The organism is Photobacterium frigidiphilum, from assembly GCF_003025615.1.
Classification (GTDB): Bacteria; Pseudomonadota; Gammaproteobacteria; order Enterobacterales; family Vibrionaceae; genus Photobacterium; species Photobacterium frigidiphilum.
This window is the reverse complement of the sequence record NZ_PYMJ01000012.1, coordinates 31,171-55,587: the sequence shown is the minus strand read 5'-3', so window position 1 is coordinate 55,587 and position 24,417 is coordinate 31,171. Positions and strand designations below refer to the sequence as shown.

Here is a 24,417-nt window from a genome sequence, read left to right as displayed (position 1 = left end):
ATTACGCCCAGCCGTTATTACGCTTACGGCGACGTGGAATGATATGTGGAAGTACTAGACCAAGTAGCAAGCCAAAGCCCGCCACCATACTGCCATACGTAAACCACTTCATGAGTAGATCATCTTTCTGAGTGTCAATTTTCGCACGTAACTCACGAATTTCGGCTTGAGATGCCGTTAATTGATCATTCATATTAATGCTTTTCTCTTCCATTTCACTGATTTGAGTATTGCGTAGCGCCAGTGAATTTTTCAATCCTGCATTTTGCTCATCGCTTGATTTTGTCGCTTCAGCAAGCGCTGCTTTTACTTTTGTTAATTCACTTTCAAGTGCAGGTACACGAGCTTGTAAGCCAACTTGACGAGAAACGAAGTCTGAGTTTACCCAACCGGAGCGTCCACGATCATCGGTAACGCGACTAAAGCCCGTTTCTTTGTTGGTTTCTAGTAATGCAACTTTGGTACCCGCATTCACACTACCGATAATACGAAATTGAGTGCTTGGACCTTTATGCATGTAAGTGAATAAATTATCCGAAATGTAACGAACTTGCTCAGCTTGCACAGGAGCTGTAACAACAGCGCAAGCTAATAATAAAATGCTAATTAGATGCTTCACAATTTGATCCTTGAGGAGCCGTATTCTTTAAGAGCACAGATACTAAAAAGTTTGTGCCTTAGGTGCAAGAAAAGAGGGAGGCAAAGCCTCCCTCTTTTGAACCTGAGTCACGCTTAACCAAAAATAGCTTGTATGATGTAGAAGAAAACAACAGCAAGTAGGGCACCAGCAGGTAACGTTACAACCCAAGACGCGACGATGTTACGTACAACGCCTAAGTTCAACGCTCCAATACCACGGGCAAAAGCGACACCAATTACACCACCAACTAACGTTTGTGTTGTAGAGATTGGTAAACCAGTACCAGATGCTAATACCACGGTTGATGCTGTTGCTAACTGAGCAGCAAAGCCTCGACTTGGTGTTAGTTCCGTAATACCAGTACCAACGGTGGCCATTACTTTATGCCCCATTGTTGCTAGACCAATAACAATACCGACACCACCTAATGGTAGAATCCACCATGCTATTGTTGTTTTCTCTGCAATTTGTCCCATGTTCTGAACGGTTGATACAATCGCAGACAGTGGACCAATTGCATTAGCGACATCATTGGAACCATGAGCAAATGCCATCGCACACGCTGTAACAACCATTAATAGGCTGAATACGCGTTCTACGCCAGCATAGCCATTGCTATCAACTGAGCTACCATCGTCAGTGTATTTTTTACTGATATAGATATAACCAAAAATCATAATCAGAGTAGATACAGCTGCCGATGCCGCCCAAGCTTCACCACTTGATAGATGTAATCCAACGTGTTTTAGACCTTTTGTAATTGTTACCAACGCAATGACCATCGCAGTGATAAACATGTAAATAGGGACAAAACGCTTGGCATTTATCAAGGGGTTATCAGTATCGAAAATGAGGCGCTGAGCACTGACAAAGATCAGGTAAGCAAAGAGACCTGAAATTAATGGGGTAATAAGCCAGCTACCGACAATGCCCTGTACCGACTGCCAATCCACAGCTTCAGTACCAACAGAAATACACGCAAAACCGATGATAGCACCGATGATTGAGTGTGTTGTTGATACCGGCCAGCCCATATAAGAAGCCAGCAATAACCATGTTCCAGCAGCAAGAAGAGCTGACATCATACCGTAAACCAAAACTTCTGGTTGATCAGCATAAAACGACATGTCGATAACACCCTTACGGATAGTATCTGTTACTTCACCACCCGCAAGGTAAGCACCTGCGAATTCAAAAATCATCGCAATGATGATTGCTTGTTTAACGGTAAGTGCCTTTGAACCTACTGAAGTACCCATAGCATTGGCAACATCATTTGCACCAATACCAATCGCCATCAAAAGACCGAAGATAGCCGCCACCAAAATAAGAATGGTGCCGTAGTTAGCCAGGATTTCCATTGTAAAACCTTGTTATTTTAAATTCTCGTGCTTTAAGAGCGCGATAGCATGATTTCTAATCGCGAGCCGACACGTTGTGCCTGATCAGCGATACCGCCAACCCACTCGAGAATTTTATAAAGGAACATTACATCTACCGGGTTGTATTGGTCTTCGATAGACATAAGCTGTTGGCGCAAGACAATCTGCATGCTGTCAGTATCATCTTCGATGACATCAAGCTGATTAATCATTTCGGCAACAAGCGTTACTTCTCTGCCTTTGAAGCCTGTTTCTAGCAGTTCATCCAATTCATTGATCACTCGACGAGCTTGGTCAGCTGAGTCAAGACAGCGTTGAACGTATGCGACGAAATCAGGATACATAACGGCAGGGATTTGTAGCTTACGACCTAAGACTCGACCTGCGATGTCTTTTGATAGATTGGCTAGTTTATCCTGTTGAGTAAGAAGTCCTAACATGTCAGTACGGTCGACTGGCATGAAAAGGCCACGAGGAAGCTTTAGACGGATCTCACGCTTCAATACATCCGCATCTTTTTCAAGTTGCGAAATCTGTTCACGTAAGTGAGATGCTTTGTCCCAGTCTCCAGCATTACATGCTTCAAAGAATGGTATAAGCAAATCGCAACATTCATTTACGCGAGTAACGTGACGTTGCAGTGGTTTCATTGGGGATTTAGCAAAGAGCCCCATTATTGTATTTACTGGCATAGCCGATCAACCTGAGAGAGTGCCTAAAATGGCTAATTCTTGAGCGATGGTCATTGAGGCGCGCATGGTAACGTATAACTAAGTATAGGGGAAACACTTTTGATCAAGCTTTTGTTGATATTTCTCTCTTGCCCCCAAGCGCATAAGGAAATATCCTTGGTTTGCCACTGTTTATAGGTATAACTATGGAAACTGAGATAGAACTGAAGCTTTTCGTTTCGCCGGAATTTTCGAGTCATTTATTGCGCAAAATATCTGAATCGAAAATACTGCAGCAAAGCAGCCGAATGCTAGGCAACGTCTACTTCGACACACCCGAACAAATTTTGCGACAGCATGATATAGGTTTACGCATTCGTCGTTATGATGACGTATATGTTCAGACATTAAAAACGGCGGGTCGTGTTGTTGCGGGGTTGCATCAGCGTCCGGAATACAACGCTGAAACCAATAGCACGGTACCTGATCTTACTTTGCATCCGGTCGATGCATGGCCAGAAAGTGTTGATGTTGCCGATATTCAACAACAACTTCAGCCACTATTTTCAACTGATTTCGAGCGGCAACAATGGTTGGTCGCAATGCCTGATGGTAGCCAGATTGAATTGGCTTTTGATCAGGGACATGTCAGTGCAAATGGCCAAACAACCCCCATCTGCGAAGTTGAGTTAGAGCTGATTTCCGGACAAACCGATGTTTTGTTTATACTAGCTCGTGAGCTTTGTACCGAAGGCGGTATGCGTCTGGGTAATTTAAGTAAAGCGGCACGAGGCTATCGTCTCGCGGCGGGGTATGAAGGTGATGATGTTAAAGCGTTGACCTTTGTGAATGTCGAACCTGAAGATTCAGTTGAAACGGTTTTCGTAAATACGTTAGAACATGCTTTAGGACATTGGCATTATCATGAGCAGATTTTTGCTGAGTGTCATGATCTAGCCGCGCTTAGCGAACTTAAAAATGCCTTAAGTTTGATCCGACAAGCCTTTGTTGTTTTTGGTGGCGTGATTCCTCGCCGTGCGAGTGCATTAATTCGACAAGAGTTACAGTGGCTTGAAGGTGAACTTCAGTGGTTAAATGAAGCGTCAAAGATTGTGGCGATTCAGGCAGAAAAAGGGAGTTTACTGAAAAAGCTAAATGCCCGTAAACCATTGCTTCAGCAGTTGGATGCTCGCTTTGAAGCGCTACCGACTGCCAGTGATATGTTGCAGCTATTACAATCTGCACGATATTGCGGTTTGTTGCTTGATTTAAGCCGTTGGATTTTAAGTCGAGGTTGGCAGCCATTCCTTGATGACAAAATGCGTAATAAATTAGCGGATAATATTAAACCGTTTTCTGATAGTGCGTTATCTCGTTCATGGGAAGAGTTACAAGATGTTTTTCCCTCTTCTCGTGAATTAAACCGGATTGATTATTTTGATCAACAGCCTCGGTTATTACGCAATTTGATGAGTGGGATGTGTTTTGCTGAGCTGTATGATGAAGGTAAACGTTCGTATTTTAGAATGCCATGGCAAGACCTTTTACAAGGTATTGAAGATCTCCACCAGTTAGATGTGGTTCGTTCTCTTGTGGCCCTTCAAGACGATGAAGAAGATCAAGCTCAGATTGAAAAATGGCTAAGTCGTAAAGAAGAGTCATTGATTCATGCGATGGATCAGACGCGTCAAATGGGGGTTGAATTAACCCCGTACTGGCCATAAAGATCCGCTTGGCAGTGAAAATGACTAATTGTTATGCTCATCTTTGAGATCATATAGAAAGAAGCGCACCTATTGATGGGGCGCTTTTTTATGCTCATCTTTTATATTTTCGTGTTGTTCTGTTCCCGCTTTTTCACTTAAACGACATTCTAAAGTTTCTAATCGCTCAAGAAGCCGCTTTTGTATATCAAGCATTTGTAGCCATTCTTTTTGATGCTTCTTTTCATTAACTTCTTTCTGTTTTTGTGGGTCAGAAACAACGGAGCTGACTAAACCTGCCACCATACCAAACAAACCAACCCCACAAATTATAATGATAGCAGCCAATAATTTACCGGAAGTCGTGACAGGATAATGGTCGCCATAACCGACGGTCGAAATGGTTACAAATACCCACCATACGGCATCAGTAGCAGAGTGAATATTAGCGTTAGGGTCGCTACCTTCTAAAATCAATATCAGCGCAGAACCGACAGTTACAAGTACCGTTATTAATAAAAAGATGGTGGCGACCGTTGCTTCCCGGCGATTACTTCGGATATGAGCTAAAACTTGCTGGCTAGAACGAATTAGCCGTAACACGCGAAATATTTGCAATATACGGATATAACGAACAGGTTCAATGATTGGAATGCTGGCAATAAAGTCTAACCAATGGGTTTTAAGGTAATTGCTTTTTTGCTTAGAACGGCATAAATCGGTCAATAATTGGCACCAAAACATTAAACAGATAAATGTGTCAATGCCCAGAAATAGCCTGTAAGCATCATCTGTTTGCGGAATAAATATTAAGCTGGTCACAATCGCTAACGACATGAAAGATAATATTAAAGCCATCAGACTCATGGGATGCAATTCATGTTTGACGCCGTCGATCTTTTTCATCATTTAATCTTCACAATCTGCTGCCGATAGTTAATATAGCTATAGTTTTTTTGAGCTTTGAAATAATTCAGGCTTTTTTGATTCAATGGGTAAAGCAATCGGTTTGTTGGACATGATATCGCTATCACTATAAACAACTGAGATCGTTGAGGCCAGCGCACGATTAATAGGGAGATACCAAATGACCAAGATGGTGTTCAAACCATGGGAAAAAGGATTAACAAATATACGTCTTGTGCCTAAGCTCGTATTGTTAATGGTATTCAGTACGTTGCTACTGATTGGCAAGCAATTATGGGATGCAAAGACCTTTCATCAGTCAGTTGTTCAGATTCAACAAGATCGCTCTGAAGAGTTAGCCCAAGCGAACGCTGCGTTATTAAATAATTTCCTTGCCCAAGGCGAAAGCGGCAAGGCAATGGCAGAGCAAATAATTAATACACAAGCCGCAAGCTGGCAAGAAGGTGCATACCTCTATTTAGTTGAGCGTGATACTGGAAAGGTGATTGGTCATCCTACGGCCCGTTCTATCAGTAATTTAACGGACACCACTGATCAAGGTATCTCTTTAGCGCGGTATTTTTCACAGCATACTGGTGCAGGATCTGTTGTTCTTAACGATCAGGCACGTTTTGACTATGCGATTGAATTACCTCAGTGGAATTGGCTGGTTGTTGCATCACAGTCTGCGTCAGTCGCTGATGGTTACTACAATGATTTCCTTACCCAGGTTGCTTGGCAAACGGGCTTAATGATTGTGGCATTCGTGATGATTCTATTGGGCGGCTCAAGCGTGATGTTACGCCAGACACAGTATTTAGCTGATAGTATTAAAAAGTTGGCTGATCGTGATTTATCTCAACCGATTAGTATGGATTGCAATGATGAATATGGCGATCTGGCGCGTGAGCTTGAACGAACACGAGTGCAATTGCGTGAAGTGATGGGTAATCAACGTGAAACATCAGCAGAGCTGTCATGCTTGGCTGAGGTTATGTCGATTAGTATGGTGGAAACGAAAGAATCTGCTAAAGAAGAATTTATTGAAATTGATCAACTCGCCTCAGCGATGAGTGAAATGACATCGACGGTACAAACGGTTGCTGAGCATGCTCGTGATGCATCAAATACCACTGAAGGCACATCTGAGCAAGCGGCACAGGGGCAAGAGTTTGTCTCGAAAACCATTGTTACTATTAATCAGTTATCTCAAGATATTACACAATCGGCTGGTGCGGTAAATCAAGTGGAAGCACGTGTTGATCAAATTGGCAGTGTGATTGTCACTATTCAAGGTATTTCAGAGCAAACTAACTTACTGGCACTGAATGCTGCTATTGAAGCGGCACGTGCGGGCGATGCCGGACGCGGTTTTGCCGTTGTGGCAGATGAAGTGCGTAATTTGGCGCAGCGAACCCAAACAGCCACGGTCGAGATTCAAGAGATGATCTCTCAATTGCAAAATAGTGCGAATCAAGCTGTTGGTTTAATGGAGCAAAGTGTTGTTGAAGCCGCTGAAGGGGTAGATTTAGTGACTCGAGCTGGTGGCGAGTTAGATAAAATCGTTGAGCAAGTGCAAAAAATCAATGATATGAACTTCCACATAGCCTCGGCTGCTGAACAGCAAACGGCAGTAGCTGATGAGATGAATCAAAATTTAACCAATGTTCGTGAATTGGTTGAAGCCTCTGTGACGGTTGTGACTGAATTGTCAGAAACATCAGACACGATGCAAGCTTACGCTAATGATTTGGAAGGGAAGATCCAAGCATTTAAAGTGTAAAAATCATCGAGTAGTGAGAAAGCACTCATCTTCAATGTTTTTATAAAGCGCCCACCTCTAGGTGGGCGTTTCTTTGTGGTATCGTAATTGATATATACCCAAGTCACCTCAGGATGCAAGATTCACCTTGAGGTGACTTGGGTATACACGCTTTATATTATTTGGCGATAGAAATGGCGTGAGCGATAAGCTCATCAGGAAAAAGGATCAAAGGAACTGCGATGACTCAACACCTAGAGCGACCTGAATTGTTGTCTATAGCCGCAACCAAAGCGTTAGATAAACTTCAACAAGCCCATCCTGAACTCTTGGCTCAGTGGCCAACAGAGCGCCAAAATGAACTTGAAACCGTAATTGGTTTAAGTGATTTTATTGCATCATCCCTAGTGTGCGATGGGCAATTATTACCTTGGCTATCCGAACATATTGATGATAAAGAGCACGCAGAGCAATACCGTCAACAACTTGAAATAAAGCTAGTGACCACGGCTGATGATGTCGGGTTAATGCGTCAATTACGCGCCTTTCGACGCCAAGAAATGGTGTGGATTGCGTGGCGCGATTTCACGAATAAGTCCACATTAGAGCAAAGCCTTGCGCACCTCTCTCAGCTTGCTGAAGCCCTTATTATGGAAGCGTATCAATGGCTTTATAATCAATGTTGTAAAGAATGGGGTATGCCGACAAATTCTGCAGGTGAAGCGCAGCCGATGTTGGTGCTTGGGATGGGAAAGTTAGGTGGCGGAGAACTAAATTTTTCTTCTGATATTGATCTGATTTTTACTTACCCCGAAAATGGCGATACGGTGGGGGGGCGTCGTAGCATGGCAAACGCCCAATTCTTTACCCGTTTAGGTCAGCGTTTAATAAAGGCACTTGATCAGCCAACCTATGATGGTTTTTGTTATCGTGTTGATATGCGGTTACGCCCATTTGGTGATAGTGGTCCTTTAGTGATGAGTTATGCGGCACTAGAAGATTATTACCAAGAGCAAGGGCGAGATTGGGAACGTTATGCGATGGTCAAAGCGCGTGTAATGGGGCGTGAAAGCTTTACCCAATACCAAGAGTTACGTCAAATGTTACGTCCTTTTGTTTTCCGTCGTTATATCGATTTCAGTGCCATTCAAGCATTGCGTCGCATGAAATCTATGATCAGCAGCGAAGTGCGACGTCGTGGTCTTAGTAATAATATTAAGTTAGGTTCTGGTGGTATTCGCGAAGTTGAGTTTATTGCCCAGTCATTCCAGCTCATTCGCGGCGGACGAGAGCCAAGTTTACGTGGTCGTAGCTTATTGAAAACCTTGGCTGCAATGAAGCAATTGGCATTACTGCCAGAAAAACAAATTGAGCACCTTGAGCTGGGCTACTGCTTTTTAAGAAAGTTAGAAAACTTGCTACAAGCGATTGATGATAAACAAACCCAAACCTTACCCGATAAGCCATTAGATCAAATACGCTTAGCGTTTGCGATGGGCTATGCAGATTGGCAATCCTTGTTTGAAGCCATTGAACTACATATGAGTGCGGTCCACCTTGTATTTGACGATATTATCGGTACTGACGAGGATGACGCTGGATGCTCTGTTAGTGAGCAATATCATGAAATGTGGGCAATGGCGAAAGATGAGGATGTTCTGTTGAGTATTATGGCAGAACTCGATGCGGCAGATCCCGCTAGCCAAGTTAGTACCATATTGGGGATGAAAGCAGAATTATCGAAGCGTACGTTAGGGCCAAGAGGTAGAGAAGTCCTCGCAAAGCTGATGCCTGAAGTTTTATCTCGTATTGTTCCACGCTCTGATGCTTCAGCCGTATTGGCGCGAGTGACTAAATTAATTGTGCGAGTTGCAACCCGCACCACGTATCTTGAATTGCTTGGGGAACACCCCGCGGCGCTGGGTCAGCTAATTCGATTATGTGCCGCGAGCCCGATGGTGGCAGAGCAACTAACGCTATACCCTATTTTGCTTGATGAGTTATTGGATCCTCAACATTTATATAACCCAACCCCATTGGATCAATATGGTGATGAGTTACGCGAATACCTTGCTCGTATCCCTGAAGAGGATATGGAGCAACAAATGGAGGCTATTCGTCAGTATAAGCAAGCGCAATTATTACGCATTGCAGCGGCTGATATCGCGGGTGCGTTACCCTTGATGGCCGTGAGTGATCACCTTACATACCTTGCTGAGGCAATTATCACAGCAGTGGTTAACCAAGCTTGGTTACAAATGGCCGAGAAGTATGGTGAGCCCACCCATTTAGTTGATCGTAATGGCAAAGGTTTTGGTGTTATAGGCTACGGAAAAGTCGGCGGCTGGGAATTAGGCTACGGTTCTGATTTAGACGTGGTCTTTTTACATGATTGCCCCGCCGATGTTTATACCAACGGTAAAAAAGAGATTGATGGGCGTCAGTTTTATTTAAGGCTAGCGCAGCGTATTGTACATTTGTTTTCGACGCGAACATCTTCTGGGGTGTTATACGAAATTGATGTGCGTCTTCGCCCGTCAGGTGCCTCTGGTCTATTGGTAAGTACTGTTGAGTCTTTTGATGAATACCAACAAAAAGAAGCATGGACATGGGAACACCAAGCATTAGTGCGTGCCAGAATGATCTATGGCGATGTGCCATTATTCGATGCTTTTTCTGATGTTCGAAAACGCATTTTAACTCAACCTCGAGATACCCAATCACTACAGGCAGATGTAGTGAGCATGCGTCATAAAATGCGTGATCATTTAGGCAGTAAAAAAGCCGGTATGTTTGGCTTAAAGCAAGATAACGGTGGTATTACTGATATTGAATTTTTAGCGCAATATTTGGTACTACAACATTCACATACTGAACCTTATTTAACACGCTGGTCTGATAATGTTCGTATTTTTGATACTATGGCGGAATGTGAAGTATTGAGCTTGCCTCAAGCATCAGCATTGAAGCAAGCGTATTGCGTAATGCGTGATGATATTCACCGTTTGAACTTACTTGGATTATCCGCTTATGTTGATGAATCACAGTTTGTCACAGAGCGTGGAACTGTACAGCAGATCTGGCAAGAATACTTAGTACCAAACAGTGATGAGTAATATATAGTTATTAAAATAATCATTGGTTTAACGAATACTTAAAATAAATTAATAGCGCTTATTATTGGTCAAAGCCAACTAAGTGTATTAAAACCGCCATAATGTAAGGCATTTTCACTTTATGTTAGTATTTGGCGGTTTTCACTATCCCGGAGATAAAAATGAAACTGACTCTTCCTGATTATGATCAAGCTAGTGTTCTGGTTGTTGGAGACATCATGCTTGATCGTTATTGGTATGGACCCACTGGGCGTATTTCGCCTGAAGCGCCAGTACCAGTAGTCAAAGTTGAGCAGATCGAAGAACGCCCTGGTGGTGCTGCAAACGTTGCAATGAATATTGCCGCCTTAGGTGGGCATGTTCATTTAGTTGGGTTAACAGGGATAGATGAGCCAGCGAAAGCCTTAAATGAAAAGCTGACCTCGCTAGATGTACGGTGTGATTTTGTGTCGTTGCCTGATTACCCAACCATTACCAAATTACGTGTAATGAGCCGTGGGCAGCAGATGATCCGGTTAGATTTTGAAGAAGGTTTCCATGGTGTGGATAAGGACCTTATTCTGCCGCGTTTAGAGCAATCTCTAACGCATGTAAAAACGGTTATCTTGTCTGATTATGCGAAAGGTGCACTGGAGCATGTCAGTGCCATGATTAAGCTAGCACGTGAAGCGGGTAAGCCTGTTTTTATCGATCCTAAAGGTACCGATTTTGAACGCTACCGTGGCGCTACATTATTAACCCCTAATCTATCTGAATTCGAACTTGTTGCCGGTAAAGTGACGAGCGATGATGAACTCGTAGCAAAAGGTTTTGAGCTGATCGAGCGATTTGATTTTGAAGCGCTATTGGTTACACGCAGTGAACATGGCATGACCTTGTTACAAAAAGGACAAGCACCTTTGCATCTGCCGACACTTGCTCAAGAAGTCTATGACGTAACAGGTGCTGGCGATACGGTGATTTCAGTATTAGCTTCTTCTGTTGCTGCGGGAAAATCGTTAGCGGATGCTTGTAAACTAGCCAATGCCGCTGCAGGTGTAGTGGTCGCTAAGTTAGGCACCTCGACGCTATCAACCATTGAGCTTACTGAAGCTATTTATGGTAGCCAAGATAGTGGCTATGGCGTGATCGCAGAAACAGAGCTTAAGCAAGCCGTATCGGTAGCAAGACAACGTGGTGAAACGGTTGTGATGACGAATGGTTGCTTTGATATCTTGCATGCGGGTCATGTTGCTTATCTAGCAGAGGCCGCTAAATTAGGTGATCGTTTAATTGTTGCGGTGAATTCTGATAGCTCAGTGCAAGGTCTAAAAGGTCCTGGTCGTCCAGTTAACCCTGAAGATCGTCGTATGGCGGTATTAGCAGGTCTAGGTGCTGTTGATTGGGTGGTTCCATTTACGGAAGAAACGCCTCAACGTTTAATTAGTGAGATATTACCCAGTCTGCTGGTTAAAGGTGGTGATTATAAACCGGAAGATATTGCGGGCGGAAAAGAGGTTATCGCTGCTGGTGGCGAAGTGCGCATTCTGAGTTTTGAAGATGGTTGCTCTACCAGTAAGATCATTGAAGCGATTCGTGGTGGTAAAGGTTAATACTATTCTGGTTCACTCTGGATAAGTGGTGGTTTTTAATTCCATTCGCTGGAATTGAAGCATAAAAAAGCGCCATAGTGTATGGCGCTTTTTTTATATTGGTATCATTGCACTATCTACTTCGAAGTACTATTCAATAGAAGCAGTATTCGATTGAAGTAATGCGAACGAGAAGATTACTTCTTAGCAGCAATCAAGCCTTTGTTAACATCAATGATGTCTTGTTCATTCAATGAACCAACTGCTTGCTTAAGCTGAATTTGACTGATGATGTACTGGTAACGAGAGCTTGATAGCTGACGGTTTGCATCGTATAAACGACGTGTAGCATCAAGAACGTCAACAATGGTACGCGTACCTACATCAAAACCAGCTTCAGTTGCTTCTAATGCTGATTTAGCAGAAATAACTGATTGTTGATAAGCGCGGATAGCACCAATCGTGGCATTTATGTTGTTATAAAGAGCACGTACGTCTTTTACAACACCACGGTATGAACCTTCTAAATCTTCGCTCGCAGACACATAATTAAACTGTGCTTGTTTCACTTCAGACGTTGTTCTACCACCGGTATAAACGGGTAAGTTTAAATTGATACCTGCCGTTAATGTACCTTCATCGGTAATACTAATTTTATCATCGTAGTTGTAACCTGCATCAAACGACAATGTTGGTAAATGACCGGATTCAGCAAGTGAAATATTATCACGTGCAACATCTTGAGAAATACGTGATGTTAGCAAGGTTAAGTTTTCATTGGCTGCATCTTGTAGCAAGCTTTCAACGTTCGATTGTGGCGCACTAGCCGAGAAACGTGCCGTATCTAAGATATTCAGGTTGGTGTGTTCTTGACCTGTGATCTCACGGATTTCTTCGTAGCTGTTGGTAAGTGCGTTCTCATTCAGAATTTCATCAGCCAATACGGTATCGTATTGAGCTTGAGCATCATGCACGTCAGTGATTGCAGAAAGACCCACTTCAAAACGTTGCTTAGTTTGTTCTAATTGACGACCGACCGCGGCTTTTTCAGAACGAACAAATTCTAGATCATCCATTGCTTTAAGCACGTCGAAATAAGATTGTGCGACACGGTAGATTAAATCTTGTTGTGATGCAGCGTAAGAAGCATCACTTTGGCGAGCCACTTTTTCGGCAATATCGAGATTTATCCAGCTTGAGCGATTATAGATAGACTGGCTAAGAGTCAAACCACCGTTAAAGCCATCAGTATCACCGTCCAATTTCGCGACGTTATATCCAGCCGTTAAGTTAATCTGTGGCAGTAATGAACTACGTGAGGAATTGATTGCCTCAAAAGCAGAATCTTTATCTGAAGCCGCTCTTAATAACTGAGGATCATTTTGTTTTGCTTGTTGGTAGATGTTAGCAAGATCATCAGCCAGTGCCGTTTGGCTGAAACTGCCAAGCGCAACGCTAATAATGAGCGGAAGCAATTTTTTCATGGATGCCTTTCCTGGTCCTGATAAAAAATAAAAGATAAAAATATACGCAAAGAATCAGTGTACCTTAAGTAAGCTGACTAGGAACTGATCATTACGTAGTTTTACTTAATATATCGTTGTTTATTTAATCATATGTGATTGTAAACTATCCAACTAGGAATGATTACTTAAAAAAATTCACAAAATTTATGATAAATGTTGAATTTGATCATTGCTGCTGACCCTTTTGAATGAAAAGATAGGGGATTCAGGAGAGCATGGATGACCCAAAAAGTGTCTTTAAGTGAAAACCAACCTTTTTATACCAAGGATGATGTTGAAATTTTGTCGTCCGAGAAAGTATATAACGGCTTTTTCAGTATGGTGAAATACCGCTTACGACATAAATTGTTTGATGGTAGTTGGAGTAAGCCACTTGATCGTGAATTATTCGAACGTGGTCACGCTGCGGCATTGCTGCCTTATGATCCCATTGAAGACAAAGTCGTGATATTGGAACAATTTCGTATTGGCGCGATGGTGGCTGAATTTACACCGTGGCAGTTAGAAATTGTTGCTGGCATTATCGAACCGGGTGAATCCGCTCACGATGTTGCATGTCGCGAAGCGGTAGAAGAAGCTGGCTTAACGGTGACTGATTTAGAAAAAGTGACTCGTTATTTATCGAGCTCTGGTGGGTGTTCTGAAGCATTGGATGTCTTTGTGGGTCGCGTTGATAGTACGCAAGCACAAGGGATTCATGGTCTTATTGATGAAGGTGAAGATATTCGCGTTCATGTGATAACACGACAAGAAGCTTACCAGTGGGTAGAGTCGGGAAAAATTGAGAATGCCGCATCGATCATTGCGCTACAATGGTTGCAGTTGAACTACTTACGTTTGCAAAGTAAATAGTAAGTATTGCGAGCTAATTTTGGATTGTGCTAGCGAAGTAGTTCTGAATGATATTAACCAAACCGATGGCACTTTCAGTGGTCTAAGGACACCGTTTGAATAAGCGATACACTGTTGATCTAACGGGTTTAATGCGTTTGTATGAAACCAATTATGCGAAGCTTCTTCCATTATTGCCTAAAAGTGATGACGTCGGAGATGAATGCGCGTATTTAGTTTTTGAACATGAATATCGACTTAAAATTACTGAGTCAACCCGCTATACCACAGTGATTTGCTTGTGGTTGCATAATGAAACAGATGCAGTGGAATACTTAGTGCCGCGTTTGACGGTAAGGTTATATCACGATGCAAAAGTGGCGGAAGTGTGTTCTGCTCAGCAGATTTCACGACTTAAGCCACGGTATGATTATCCCAATTTATGTATGTATCAAAAAGATGAAAAACATCAAGTTAATCGCTTTTTGGGAGATTGGCTGACCTATTGCCTCAAGAATGGGCTCAGGAAGCAATCAATTTGTTAATTGAATTAGAATAGACAAGGTTTTTGACGTTTTGCAGACGTATTTTTTGCCACAAACGAATCCTAATAGTGTGGTTCTACTTCAAATAACTGATACTCATCTATTTGCTGATGAGTCGGGTTGTTTGTTGGGGGTGGCGACTAAAGATAGTTTTAATGCAGTGATAGACGCTGTAGATGCTTCCGCACGCCCGTTTGAAGCTATTGTAGCAACAGGTGATATCTCACAAGATCATACTGATGAATCTTATCAGCATTTTTCAGATGGTATTTCCCGCTGGTCTCAACCTTGTTTTTGGTTGCCGGGTAACCATGATTATCAGCCTGCTATGCAATCTGTTTTGCCATCGCCACAAATTAAATCGTGTGAGCAAGTGCTTGCAGGGGATTATTGGCAAGTCATACTACTTGATAGCCAAGTTCAGGGCGTACCGCATGGTGAGCTAAGTGAAGCACAATTGTTGATGCTGGACGCTACGTTAAAGGCATACCCAGAACGTCATGCTTTAATATTATTGCATCACCATCCATTAGTGGCGGGAAGTGCTTGGCTTGATCAGCATCAGCTGCACAATAATGAAGCCTTTTGGCAAATCATTGATAAGTATCCCAAGGTGAGTGCAGTCTTGTGTGGGCATATCCATCAAGAACTTGATTGTGTATATCATGGTGTGCGTGTGCTTGCGACACCGTCAACGTGTATTCAGTTTTTACCCGATTCAAATGACTTTGCTTTAGATAAAACTAACCCTGGTTGGCGTTACCTTGAATTAACCCAAGAAGGGCAGTTAAATACTGATGTTTGTCGTTTACAAGGTAGACGCTTTATCCCCTTGTTTAATTCAGCAGGCTATTAAATGAAACCGTTGTTGCTTTATATCCATGGATTCAACAGTTCTCCCTTGTCATTAAAAGCGCAGGTAATGGCAGAGTACTGTAAGCAACATCGACCAGATATTCGTGTTGAGATCCCGCAAATGCCTTGCTATCCGGCACAAGCTGCCACATTTATTGATGATTTAGTTAGCAACTTTAAGCAAGATTATACGATAGGCTTAGTGGGTAGCTCATTAGGTGGATATATTTCGACATGGTTAAATAGTCGTCATCAGCTTCCTGCGGTATTGGTTAATCCTGCGGTAAAGCCTTATGAATTACTGCAAGATTATCTTGGTGAACAAGTAAATCCTTATACCAGTGAAAAGTATTGGCTAGAGCTTCAACATATTGATGAATTGAAAGCCATGGATGTTGAACAACTTGTTGATCCAAAACAATTTTGGTTGTTACAACAAATGGGTGATGAAGTCTTAGATTATCGTCAAGCTGTAGACAAATATGCAGCAAGTAAGCAAACCGTTGAGCCAGATGGCGACCACAGTTTTGTTGATTTTGAACGCTTTCCTGCCGATGTAATTCAATTCTTAAACCTATAACCGCAAATAAGTTAAGGTTATAGAGCGACTCACAATTGTGAGTTTTACCGTTGACCTCCGCTTGACAACCAAGCCGAGGTTACTGACTATTGTTGCCAAATTTCTAGTAGCCTTCCGTAATATGACAGAGCAAAGCTATAACGCCGGATCCATTGAGGTTCTAAATGGCCTTGAGCCAGTACGCCGCCGCCCAGGTATGTATACCGACACGGCTAGGCCCAATCACCTTGGTCAAGAAGTAATTGATAACAGCGTCGATGAAGCGCTGGCTGGTCATGCCCGAAAAATAGAAGTGATCCTTCATGCTGACCAATCACTCGAAGTGATTGATGATGGCCGAGGCATGCCAGTAGACATTCACCCTGTAGAAGGTGTCTCTGGTGTTGAGCTTATTTTATGTAAGCTGCATGCGGGGGGTAAATTCTCAAATGATAGCTATCAGTTTTCTGGTGGTTTACACGGGGTAGGTATTTCGGTTGTAAATGCCTTGTCTAAACGTGTTGAGGTATCCGTAAAACGTGATGGTCAAATTTATCAAATTGCATTTGAACATGGCGATAAAGTCTCAGAGCTCGAAGTGATTGGTACCTGTGGGCGCCGTGCGAAAGGTACGCGTGTGCATTTCTGGCCGGATGCTCGATATTTTGACAGCGCTAAATTTTCTGTTACACGACTAAAAAGCGTCTTAAAAGCCAAAGCTGTGCTATGCCCAGGACTTGAGATTGTTTTTACCAATAAAATTGCTGATGAAACCATTCGTTGGTGCTACGAAGATGGTTTAAAAGATTACCTGCTTGAAGGTGTGAAGGGTTATACCTTACTGCCTGAAGAACCTTTTATTGGCGTATTTACTAGCCAAATTGAAGCCGCTGATTGGGCGCTGCTTTGGTTGCCAGAAGGTGGTGAATTAATCACAGAAAGTTACGTTAACTTGATTCCGACCGCGCAAGGCGGAACGCATGTTAACGGCTTACGCCAAGGCCTATTGGATGCCATGCGTGAGTTCTGTGAATTCCGTAATTTACTACCACGTGGCGTGAAATTAACGGCCGATGATATTTGGGACCGTTGTGCGTATGTTTTGTCGGTTAAAATGCAAGATCCTCAATTTGCAGGGCAAACGAAAGAGCGTTTGTCATCGCGTCAATGTGCCGCCTTTGTGTCTGGTGTTGTAAAAGATGCCTTTAGCCTTTGGTTGAACGAGCGACCACAACTTGCTGAGCAACTCGCGGAAGTGTGTATTGCTAATGCGCACCGACGCATGCGCGCAAGTAAAAAGGTGGTCCGTAAAAAAATCGCTTCAGGACCGACTCTGCCAGGTAAGTTAGCCGATTGTTCTCAACAAGATCTTAATCGCACCGAGCTTTTTTTAGTGGAAGGTGACTCGGCGGGTGGCTCAGCGAAGCAAGCTCGCGATCGTATGTTCCAAGCGATCATGCCATTGCGCGGTAAAATCCTAAACACGTGGGAAGTGTCTGCTGATCAAGTGCTGGCGTCGCAAGAAGTACATAATATTTCTATCGCATTGGGTATTGATCCAGACAGCGATGATCTTAGCGGTTTACGTTACGGTAAAATTTGTGTACTTGCCGATGCCGACTCCGATGGTTTACACATTGCAACCTTGCTGTGTGCTTTGTTCATGAAGCATTTCGAAGCCTTAGTGCGTGCCGGACATGTGTATATTGCAATGCCGCCGTTGTATCGTATCGATTTGGCTAAAGAAGTGTATTACGCACTGGATGAAGCCGAAAAGAATGGTATTTTAGATCGCCTAAGTACCAAGCGTGGCAAAGTGAACGTTCAGCGATTTAAAGGTCTGGGTGAAATGAACCCACTGCAATTGCGTGAAACGACAATGGACCCCAATACACGACGCTTGGTTCAGTTAACGATTGATGATGACGCAAAAACCAATGAAATGATGGATATGCTGCTAAATAAAAAGCGAGCAGAAGATCGTCGTTTTTGGTTGCAAGATAAAGGCGATATGGCAGATGCTTAATTCAATTAGGCATGGTTTTCAATAACGTTTTTATTGTGTGTCAGCATACATAAGATTGAGTTTATGGGCTGTTTGAGCGCGTTTGTAAGCGCTCAAACAGTCCGTAAAAATGAATATATTAAACGGATTAACCCACGATGACTGATGTCTCAATGGATGGCGTAGAACAGCTTCCACTTAGGAAGTTCACCGAAGACGCTTATTTAAATTACTCCATGTATGTAATCATGGATCGTGCCTTACCATTCATTGGCGATGGCTTGAAACCGGTTCAACGTCGTATTATTTACGCCATGTCTGAATTGGGCCTAAATGCGACGGCTAAATATAAAAAGTCAGCGCGTACTGTTGGTGACGTACTCGGTAAATTCCACCCTCACGGTGACTCAGCCTGTTATGAAGCGATGGTATTAATGGCTCAGCCATTCTCATACCGTTATCCGCTCGTTGATGGTCAAGGCAACTGGGGTGCACCGGATGACCCCAAGTCCTTTGCGGCAATGCGTTATACTGAATCTCGTTTATCACGCTTTTCTGAGGTGTTATTGGGCGAGCTAGGGCAAGGGACGGCTGACTGGGTGCCAAACTTTGATGGCACCATGAATGAGCCGAAAATGTTACCGGCACGGTTACCACATATTCTATTAAACGGAATAACGGGTATTGCTGTTGGTATGGCAACCGATATTCCACCTCATAATGCACGTGAAGTGGCAAATGCAGCCGTGCATTTACTTGATAATCCAACAGCTGATCTTGATGAATTAATGGGGTTTGTTAAAGGTCCGGATTATCCGACTGAAGCAGAAATCATTACCCCAACTCATGACCTAAAGAAAGTGTATGAAACTGGTCGTGGTAGTATCAGAATGCGTGCGATATGGCATAAAGAAAATGGCGACATCGTCATTACTGCGTTGCCACACCAAGTATCTGGTGCGAAGTTATTAGAACAAATTGCGAACCAGATGCGCGCTAAAAAATTGCCAATGGTTGAAGATTTACGTGATGAGTCTGATCACGAAAATCCAACGCGTATCGTTATTGTGCCGCGTTCAAACCGTATTGATAGCGAACAATTAATGAACCACTTGTTTGCTTCAACAGACTTGGAAAAAAGCTTCCGTGTAAACCTCAATATGTTGGGTCTTGATGGCCGTCCTCAGGTGAAAGGCTTACTTGAGATCATCACTGAATGGTTAGTTTTCCGCCGTTCAACAGTGCGCCGTCGTTTACTGTATCGTTTAGATAAAGTGGTTGCGCGCTTACATATTTTGGACGGTTTACTGGCGGCTTATCTTAATATTGATGAAGTTATTGAAATCATCCGTAATGAAGAGAATCCAAAAGCGGAGCTAATGTCTCGCTTTGACCTGAGCGTTATTCAAGCCGATGCCATTTTAGAAATTAAACTGCGTCAGTTAGCGAAATTAGAAGAAATTAAGATCCGTGGTGAACAAGATGAACTTGCCAAAGAGCGTGATTATCTTGAGAAACTTCTAGGGTCAGAACGTCGATTAAGCACGCTAATTAAAAAAGAAATTCAAGCCGATGCAGAGAAGTATGGCGATGATCGTCGTTCTCCATTGGTTGAGCGAGCAGAAGCAAAAGCGTTAACTGAGCGAGATTTGATCCCAAGTGAAGCCATTACGGTCGTATTGTCTGAGAAAGGTTGGATTCGTCATGCGAAAGGCTATGACGTTGACCCAACGAGCTTGAGTTATAAATCCGGCGATAACTACTTAGCTCATGCGCGTGGTAAGAGTAACCTACCGGCGATTTTAATTGGTTCTGATGGTCGTAGTTATGCGTTGGAATCGCACTCTTTACCTTCGGCTCGTAGCCAAGGTGAGCCAGTAACAGGGCGACTTAATTTAACCCCAGGCACTAATCTTCGCCAAGTACTCATGGCCGATGATGAACAGATGTGGCTAATGGGCTCTGATGCGGGTTATGGCTTTATTTGTAAGAGTACCGATATGGTCTCGAAGAATAAGAGCGGTAAGGCGTTACTGACAGTACCAGAAAAAGCAAAAGTGATGGCTCCACAGCCTATCTCGAATCTTGATACCGATGAGATTTTAGTGATTACCAATGAAGGCCGAATGTTGCTATTCCCAATTAAAGATTTACCGCAACTAGGTAAAGGTAAAGGGAATAAGATCATTAATATTCCATCGGCTCGTTCTAAATCGCGTGAAGAGTTCTTGTCACAACTCATTGTATTACCACAAGGTGAGCAGGTCACGATACATGCTGGTAAGCGAAAGATGGGCTTAAAAGCGAGTGATCTGGATAACTTCCGTGGTGAACGTGGCCGCCGAGGCACCATGCTCCCTCGTGGTCTTCAGAACGTTACCCGCTTGGAAATTACCTCTACAGCGCAGGCGTCAGATAGTCCTGAATAAGCCACATTAGAGAAATTAATCTATATACAAACCCTTCTTCATGGAGGGTTTGTTCTTTTTATTGGTCTGTCAGTTAACAGTTTCGTTTGCTAGAAAGTCGTGCAAATAGGTTTATGTTCAATTAATACACATAATTGATGTAATTTCTCTTTGCCTGAGTATACTAGCGAACGCTTGTACGCTGAGGAGAGCTCCATGATATTTTTATTGCGCATTGTAGCCATCACAATTTTTGCCGTTTTCATGTTTGTATTTGGTTGTGGTTACTGTTTGTTTAGCCCGCGAAACCCTAAACATGTGTATACGTTAGGTCGTTTATTTAGCAAGATGACACGTATATTGGGGGTCAAACTCGAAGTTCGCCATGCTGCCAGTACCAATGATTCGGGAGCGAAAGTGTATGTTGCTAATCATCAAAATAATTATGATTTGTTTACCGTTTCAGGCGCAATCATGCCTAAGACTGTGACGGTCGGTAAAAAAAGCTTGGTGTGGATGCCGCTATTTGGTCAATTTTATTGGCTAACAGGTAACATTTTGATTGACCGTGCTAACCGTAGTAAAGCGGCTGGTACAATTGGTCAAATAGTCAGTAAAATTAAAGAACAAAAAGTGTCTGTCTGGATGTTTCCGGAGGGAACACGTTCTCGAGGTCGTGGTTTATTACCGTTTAAGACGGGCGCCTTCCACGCGGCAATTGGTGCAGAAGTACCCGTTGTACCTGTTGTGTGTAGCTCAACAGATAAAATCAAATTAAACCGTTGGAATAACGGTGTTGTGATTGTTGAAATTATGCCACCTGTATCGACGGAAGGGCTAGCAAGAGAAGATGTGCGTGAGCTATCAAAAACATGCCGCAACATGATGAAAAGCAAGCTAGTTGAGCTTGATGCTGAAGTCGCGACACGCTCAGGAAAATAAAGGTTTATCTGGCAGTGCCACTATTTAATAAGGACATGCTGATGAGTATTCGCATGTCCTTTTTGTTTTTGATGTGTAGAAGATAGAACTCATGATAATTGAAGAACAGGTTGTATTGGTCGATCAGCAGGGACGAGCACTAGGTTTGCAGGAAAAAATGCAAGCTCACCGTGATGGAGCTTTGCATTTGGCTTTTTCTGTTTTGTTGTATCGTGAGACGACGCAGGGCATAGAATTCCTCATGCAGCAGCGAGCCTTGGGTAAGTATCACAGTGGCGGTTTGTGGACCAACACATGTTGCTCTCACCCTAGGCAAGGTGAAACGTTAGAGCAAGCAGGTTTGCGTCGTTTAACCGAAGAGATGGGCATTGTCGGCTTAGAGTCATTGGATGATATTGCAAGCTTTGTTTATCGTGCAGAACTTGATAATCAATTAATCGAGCACGAGTGGGATCATGTATTGATCGCCAACGGGGCTGAATTAGCGATCATTCCTAATTCTGAAGAAGTGAAGTCTTATCGCTGGTGGTCTAAAGCAGATCTTGAGTTAGGGCTAGCTGATACCCCTGAACTATTTACTGCTTGGTTTCCCCAAGTATTACAGTATGTAATTAATGAGCTATCAAGCCAGTAATACCAAGCTTAACCATCGATACATTTTATTAGAATGGAAAAACAAAAAAAGCTGCCAAAGGCAGCTTTTTTATTGGTTTCATAAATCAAGATTCAAGCGAATTACTTACGAACGGCAATTGCTTCAATTTCAATTTTTACATCTTTTGGTAAACGAGCAACTTCAACACATGAACGTGCTGGGTATGGTGCGTTGTGCTCATCAAAAAACTGACCGTAAACTTCATTTACTGTTGCAAAATCATTGAGGTCTTTTACAAAGACGGTCATTTTCACGATATCAGAAACGTTAAGACCTGAAGAGGCTACAACTGCTTTTACGTTTTCTAGAGACTGACGCGCTTGCTCTGCAATGGCTTCTGGCACTTCACCTGTTACAGGGTTTACTGGAATTTGACCAGAAGTTAGCACCATATTACCAAGGTCAACACCTTGTACGTAAGGGCCGATAGCAGCAGGAGCTTGATCTGTATGTAGAACTTGAGTCATTGGTTATCCTTATTCAGTCATTCACAACTAAAGATGAAAGCCAGCAATAGAATTACTGGCTAAAAGTGTTCTTAGTGTGCAACTCAATATCGCTTAGGTCAAAGCAAAAACGATGTAATGCATCTATATCAACGTTCTGTGACGTAAGTTAAGCGGGTATACCCAGTCGGGTTTTGACAACCTTTTCGCACTCTTCAATACGCATGATATCTCTAGGTGCCACCATCACGGTATCGTTACCACCCACTGTGCCTAATATTTCAGCGTGAGGCTGAATATCGATTAAGCGCGCCACTAATTGCGCGCCTCCAGGGTGTGTTTTTACTACAACAACCAATTGATTGTGAGTAATGAATTCAATTTGTGACGATATTGATGAACCGACTTGAACGGGTTCATTCTCAAGTGTGAGGCAATAAACTTTCTTACCATAAGCATTAGGTACTTTTGCGACGCTTAGGCGAGACAATAAACGTGAAACTGTTGACTGGCTGACATCATCGTAACCTAGCTCGATCAATTGGTGTCGAATGTCATCTTGCGTTGTGAAGCTTTGCTGTTGTAACAAGCGTTTACATGCACTGGTAATGCTTTCGTCAGCAGCTGTTAAATCTATCGCGCCGTGCATATCGTATCCATTCACGGGCAACTCCTTATTATTATATGAGGGACAAAGATCGTATCGTTATTGTTTTCTTTAAATTATTTATGCACCTGATGCATAATCTTTCATAAGGATAATATCAGCAACTGATGTGCGGTTTTTTGACCCTTGTCACCAAATAATAAACCAATAAACCTACCAGTAATAAGCATTATATCCCATTTCATTTATGAGATTTTTGTTATTGATTTTATTGTATTTTTTGTCTTGCTTTTGTGACGTCTCTGGCTCGGATACGGTTGCAATTTCTGTTTGTACACCAGATAACGAAACAGTGCTGTTGGTTTGGATACTTTGTTTCTCAGACGCCTGAAAAATGGGTTTGATTGCGGCGTAATGGTTGAACGTTGAAAAGGGAAGTAAAGTGTAATTAGTTGGACTCTGTGTAAGATTTGTATCTGATTCTATGTTTTGCTGATTATATTCTGGGTATTGATTTAGCTGAGAAATCAAGGGAGCCACTTCGATACTGGCTAATTCAGGGCTGGCGTATCGGGTATCGACGCCGAGTTGTTTTAGCCAATCAAAAATAAGGGTCGCAGGTACAAATTGACTGTATCGCTCTGCTGGTCGAAGATTGGTGAGATCTTCTGGGTTGTTGACTATCGCGACGGTAATACCAACAATTTCACCTTTTTCATTAAAAACGGGACCCCCACTCATCCCTGACATAACGGGGGCGTCACTGAGGGAATATAAGCAATCTGTATTAGTATCGAATACATCTTGTAGGTATTTCCCTTCCCCTTTTACTTTATTACCTAGTAATGAATGCCCTTCATGGGTCACTTTTTCGTCTGGGTAGATCAGCCCCCATTGGGGAACATGGCTTGATGACGCTCGAACGAGGGATAAATCGCAGCGAGGATGATGAATAACATCTAAATCCCAAGATACTTGAGCAACATGCCGTGCCGTGATCTGATACTCCTCATTGACTGGCACTGAAGAGCCAAACCCGCCCAGAAACATTGGCACGCCAATAATGACTAAATGATTGGCTTCATTTGAATCAGCATGGCTAACACTGCCATTAGATTGAATGCATCCCGCTATAGCAATGATGGCTGCGAAAGGTAAGCTGCATTTAATAAGTCGTGATAATGGGCGAGTAGAAAAAGTCATATTTAGGTCCTTTCGATAAAAATGAAAGCCAAATGCTTTTTTATCTTGTGACCTAAAGATAGAGGTGACGCGGGGGACGTTTAG

The 24,417-nt window shown here is 42.8% G+C and carries 20 protein-coding genes; 12 read left to right on the top strand and 8 right to left on the bottom strand.

Annotated features, from left to right (window positions below; all coding sequences use genetic code 11):
• Position 1: 1 nt before the first annotated feature.
• The 3 genes from C9J12_RS13560 to C9J12_RS13550 form a co-directional block, all read right to left on the bottom strand.
• Entirely contained in the window at positions 2–619 is a 618-nt protein-coding gene (locus C9J12_RS13560) for a TIGR04211 family SH3 domain-containing protein (protein ID WP_107243206.1), read from the bottom strand.
• 113 nt (positions 620–732) lie between these two features.
• Positions 733–2,001, bottom strand: a complete 1,269-nt coding sequence (locus C9J12_RS13555) for an inorganic phosphate transporter (protein WP_107243205.1) — start codon at positions 1,999–2,001, stop codon at positions 733–735.
• Positions 2,002–2,033: 32 nt separating this feature from the next.
• Positions 2,034–2,714: a TIGR00153 family protein gene (locus tag C9J12_RS13550; protein WP_107243204.1), complete on the bottom strand. Its 681-nt coding sequence runs from the start codon at positions 2,712–2,714 to the stop codon at positions 2,034–2,036.
• 185 nt (positions 2,715–2,899) lie between these two features.
• On the opposite strand from C9J12_RS13550, the gene C9J12_RS13545 reads away from it, so the two are divergent.
• Positions 2,900–4,417: a CYTH and CHAD domain-containing protein gene (locus C9J12_RS13545; protein WP_107243203.1), complete on the top strand. Its 1,518-nt coding sequence runs from the start codon at positions 2,900–2,902 to the stop codon at positions 4,415–4,417.
• A 69-nt stretch (positions 4,418–4,486) separates the two neighbouring features.
• On the opposite strand, the gene C9J12_RS13540 is transcribed toward C9J12_RS13545, so the two are convergent.
• Positions 4,487–5,302 carry a potassium channel family protein gene (locus C9J12_RS13540; RefSeq protein WP_107243202.1) on the bottom strand — a complete coding sequence of 272 codons (816 nt, stop codon included), beginning with the start codon at positions 5,300–5,302 and terminating at the stop codon, positions 4,487–4,489.
• A 181-nt stretch (positions 5,303–5,483) separates the two neighbouring features.
• Here C9J12_RS13540 and C9J12_RS13535 point away from each other — a divergent pair, with 181 nt between their 5' ends.
• The 3 genes from C9J12_RS13535 to hldE all read left to right on the top strand — a co-directional run bounded on the left by C9J12_RS13535 (position 5,484) and on the right by hldE (position 11,772).
• Positions 5,484–7,085 (top strand): methyl-accepting chemotaxis protein, encoded by a 1,602-nt coding sequence (locus C9J12_RS13535; RefSeq protein ID WP_107243201.1) that lies wholly within the window; start codon positions 5,484–5,486, stop codon positions 7,083–7,085.
• Positions 7,086–7,306: 221 nt separating this feature from the next.
• Positions 7,307–10,180: a bifunctional [glutamate--ammonia ligase]-adenylyl-L-tyrosine phosphorylase/[glutamate--ammonia-ligase] adenylyltransferase gene (gene glnE, locus C9J12_RS13530; RefSeq protein ID WP_107243200.1), complete on the top strand. Its 2,874-nt coding sequence runs from the start codon at positions 7,307–7,309 to the stop codon at positions 10,178–10,180.
• Between the two features lie 161 nt (positions 10,181–10,341).
• Positions 10,342–11,772, top strand: a complete 1,431-nt coding sequence (hldE, locus tag C9J12_RS13525) for a bifunctional D-glycero-beta-D-manno-heptose-7-phosphate kinase/D-glycero-beta-D-manno-heptose 1-phosphate adenylyltransferase HldE (protein ID WP_107243199.1) — start codon at positions 10,342–10,344, stop codon at positions 11,770–11,772.
• Between the two features lie 176 nt (positions 11,773–11,948).
• On the opposite strand, the gene tolC is transcribed toward hldE, so the two are convergent.
• Complete coding sequence (gene tolC / locus C9J12_RS13520; RefSeq protein WP_107243198.1) at positions 11,949–13,235, bottom strand: outer membrane channel protein TolC; 1,287 nt, start codon at positions 13,233–13,235, stop codon at positions 11,949–11,951.
• A gap of 261 nt (positions 13,236–13,496) precedes the next feature.
• Between tolC and nudF the strand changes: the two genes are divergently transcribed.
• The 8 genes from nudF to idi all read left to right on the top strand — a co-directional run bounded on the left by nudF (position 13,497) and on the right by idi (position 22,056).
• Positions 13,497–14,129, top strand: a complete 633-nt coding sequence (gene nudF, locus C9J12_RS13515) for an ADP-ribose diphosphatase (RefSeq protein ID WP_193944667.1) — start codon at positions 13,497–13,499, stop codon at positions 14,127–14,129.
• Positions 14,130–14,224: 95 nt separating this feature from the next.
• A complete protein-coding gene (locus C9J12_RS13510; RefSeq protein ID WP_107243197.1) occupies positions 14,225–14,653 on the top strand; it encodes a DUF1249 family protein in 429 nt (142 codons plus the stop codon).
• A gap of 31 nt (positions 14,654–14,684) precedes the next feature.
• Positions 14,685–15,509: a 3',5'-cyclic-AMP phosphodiesterase gene (cpdA, locus tag C9J12_RS13505; protein WP_107243196.1), complete on the top strand. Its 825-nt coding sequence runs from the start codon at positions 14,685–14,687 to the stop codon at positions 15,507–15,509.
• The gene (yqiA, locus tag C9J12_RS13500; protein WP_107243195.1) at positions 15,510–16,088 is read left to right on the top strand and encodes an esterase YqiA; all 579 of its coding nucleotides are present in this window, start codon (positions 15,510–15,512) and stop codon (positions 16,086–16,088) included.
• A 121-nt stretch (positions 16,089–16,209) separates the two neighbouring features.
• Positions 16,210–18,093 (top strand): DNA topoisomerase IV subunit B, encoded by a 1,884-nt coding sequence (gene parE / locus C9J12_RS13495; RefSeq protein WP_107243271.1) that lies wholly within the window; start codon positions 16,210–16,212, stop codon positions 18,091–18,093.
• 137 nt (positions 18,094–18,230) lie between these two features.
• The gene (gene parC, locus C9J12_RS13490; RefSeq protein WP_107243194.1) at positions 18,231–20,501 is read left to right on the top strand and encodes a DNA topoisomerase IV subunit A; all 2,271 of its coding nucleotides are present in this window, start codon (positions 18,231–18,233) and stop codon (positions 20,499–20,501) included.
• A gap of 195 nt (positions 20,502–20,696) precedes the next feature.
• Positions 20,697–21,422, top strand: a complete 726-nt coding sequence (locus tag C9J12_RS13485) for a 1-acylglycerol-3-phosphate O-acyltransferase (RefSeq protein WP_107243193.1) — start codon at positions 20,697–20,699, stop codon at positions 21,420–21,422.
• A gap of 91 nt (positions 21,423–21,513) precedes the next feature.
• Positions 21,514–22,056 carry an isopentenyl-diphosphate Delta-isomerase gene (gene idi / locus C9J12_RS13480; RefSeq protein WP_193944666.1) on the top strand — a complete coding sequence of 181 codons (543 nt, stop codon included), beginning with the start codon at positions 21,514–21,516 and terminating at the stop codon, positions 22,054–22,056.
• A gap of 101 nt (positions 22,057–22,157) precedes the next feature.
• On the opposite strand, the gene C9J12_RS13475 is transcribed toward idi, so the two are convergent.
• The 3 genes from C9J12_RS13475 to C9J12_RS13465 all read right to left on the bottom strand — a co-directional run bounded on the left by C9J12_RS13475 (position 22,158) and on the right by C9J12_RS13465 (position 24,333).
• Positions 22,158–22,544, bottom strand: coding sequence for a RidA family protein (locus C9J12_RS13475; RefSeq protein WP_011217257.1), 387 nt, complete (start codon positions 22,542–22,544; stop codon positions 22,158–22,160).
• A 148-nt stretch (positions 22,545–22,692) separates the two neighbouring features.
• Positions 22,693–23,172: an arginine repressor gene (locus C9J12_RS13470; protein ID WP_170107564.1), complete on the bottom strand. Its 480-nt coding sequence runs from the start codon at positions 23,170–23,172 to the stop codon at positions 22,693–22,695.
• Between the two features lie 171 nt (positions 23,173–23,343).
• Positions 23,344–24,333, bottom strand: coding sequence for a serine protease family protein (locus C9J12_RS13465; RefSeq protein WP_107243191.1), 990 nt, complete (start codon positions 24,331–24,333; stop codon positions 23,344–23,346).
• Positions 24,334–24,417 lie beyond the last annotated feature (84 nt).

Coding starts and splice junctions, on each gene's coding strand:
- C9J12_RS13555 (WP_107243205.1), bottom strand. CDS start 2,001: ATGGAAATCCTGGCTAACTACGGCACCATTCTTATTTTGGTGGCGGCT.
- C9J12_RS13550 (WP_107243204.1), bottom strand. CDS start 2,714: ATGCCAGTAAATACAATAATGGGGCTCTTTGCTAAATCCCCAATGAAA.
- C9J12_RS13545 (WP_107243203.1), top strand. CDS start 2,900: ATGGAAACTGAGATAGAACTGAAGCTTTTCGTTTCGCCGGAATTTTCG.
- C9J12_RS13540 (WP_107243202.1), bottom strand. CDS start 5,302: ATGAAAAAGATCGACGGCGTCAAACATGAATTGCATCCCATGAGTCTG.
- C9J12_RS13535 (WP_107243201.1), top strand. CDS start 5,484: ATGACCAAGATGGTGTTCAAACCATGGGAAAAAGGATTAACAAATATA.
- glnE (WP_107243200.1), top strand. CDS start 7,307: ATGACTCAACACCTAGAGCGACCTGAATTGTTGTCTATAGCCGCAACC.
- hldE (WP_107243199.1), top strand. CDS start 10,342: ATGAAACTGACTCTTCCTGATTATGATCAAGCTAGTGTTCTGGTTGTT.
- tolC (WP_107243198.1), bottom strand. CDS start 13,235: ATGAAAAAATTGCTTCCGCTCATTATTAGCGTTGCGCTTGGCAGTTTC.
- nudF (WP_193944667.1), top strand. CDS start 13,497: ATGACCCAAAAAGTGTCTTTAAGTGAAAACCAACCTTTTTATACCAAG.
- yqiA (WP_107243195.1), top strand. CDS start 15,510: ATGAAACCGTTGTTGCTTTATATCCATGGATTCAACAGTTCTCCCTTG.
- parE (WP_107243271.1), top strand. CDS start 16,210: ATGACAGAGCAAAGCTATAACGCCGGATCCATTGAGGTTCTAAATGGC.
- parC (WP_107243194.1), top strand. CDS start 18,231: ATGACTGATGTCTCAATGGATGGCGTAGAACAGCTTCCACTTAGGAAG.
- C9J12_RS13485 (WP_107243193.1), top strand. CDS start 20,697: ATGATATTTTTATTGCGCATTGTAGCCATCACAATTTTTGCCGTTTTC.
- idi (WP_193944666.1), top strand. CDS start 21,514: ATGATAATTGAAGAACAGGTTGTATTGGTCGATCAGCAGGGACGAGCA.
- C9J12_RS13475 (WP_011217257.1), bottom strand. CDS start 22,544: ATGACTCAAGTTCTACATACAGATCAAGCTCCTGCTGCTATCGGCCCT.
- C9J12_RS13470 (WP_170107564.1), bottom strand. CDS start 23,172: ATGCACGGCGCGATAGATTTAACAGCTGCTGACGAAAGCATTACCAGT.
- C9J12_RS13465 (WP_107243191.1), bottom strand. CDS start 24,333: ATGACTTTTTCTACTCGCCCATTATCACGACTTATTAAATGCAGCTTA.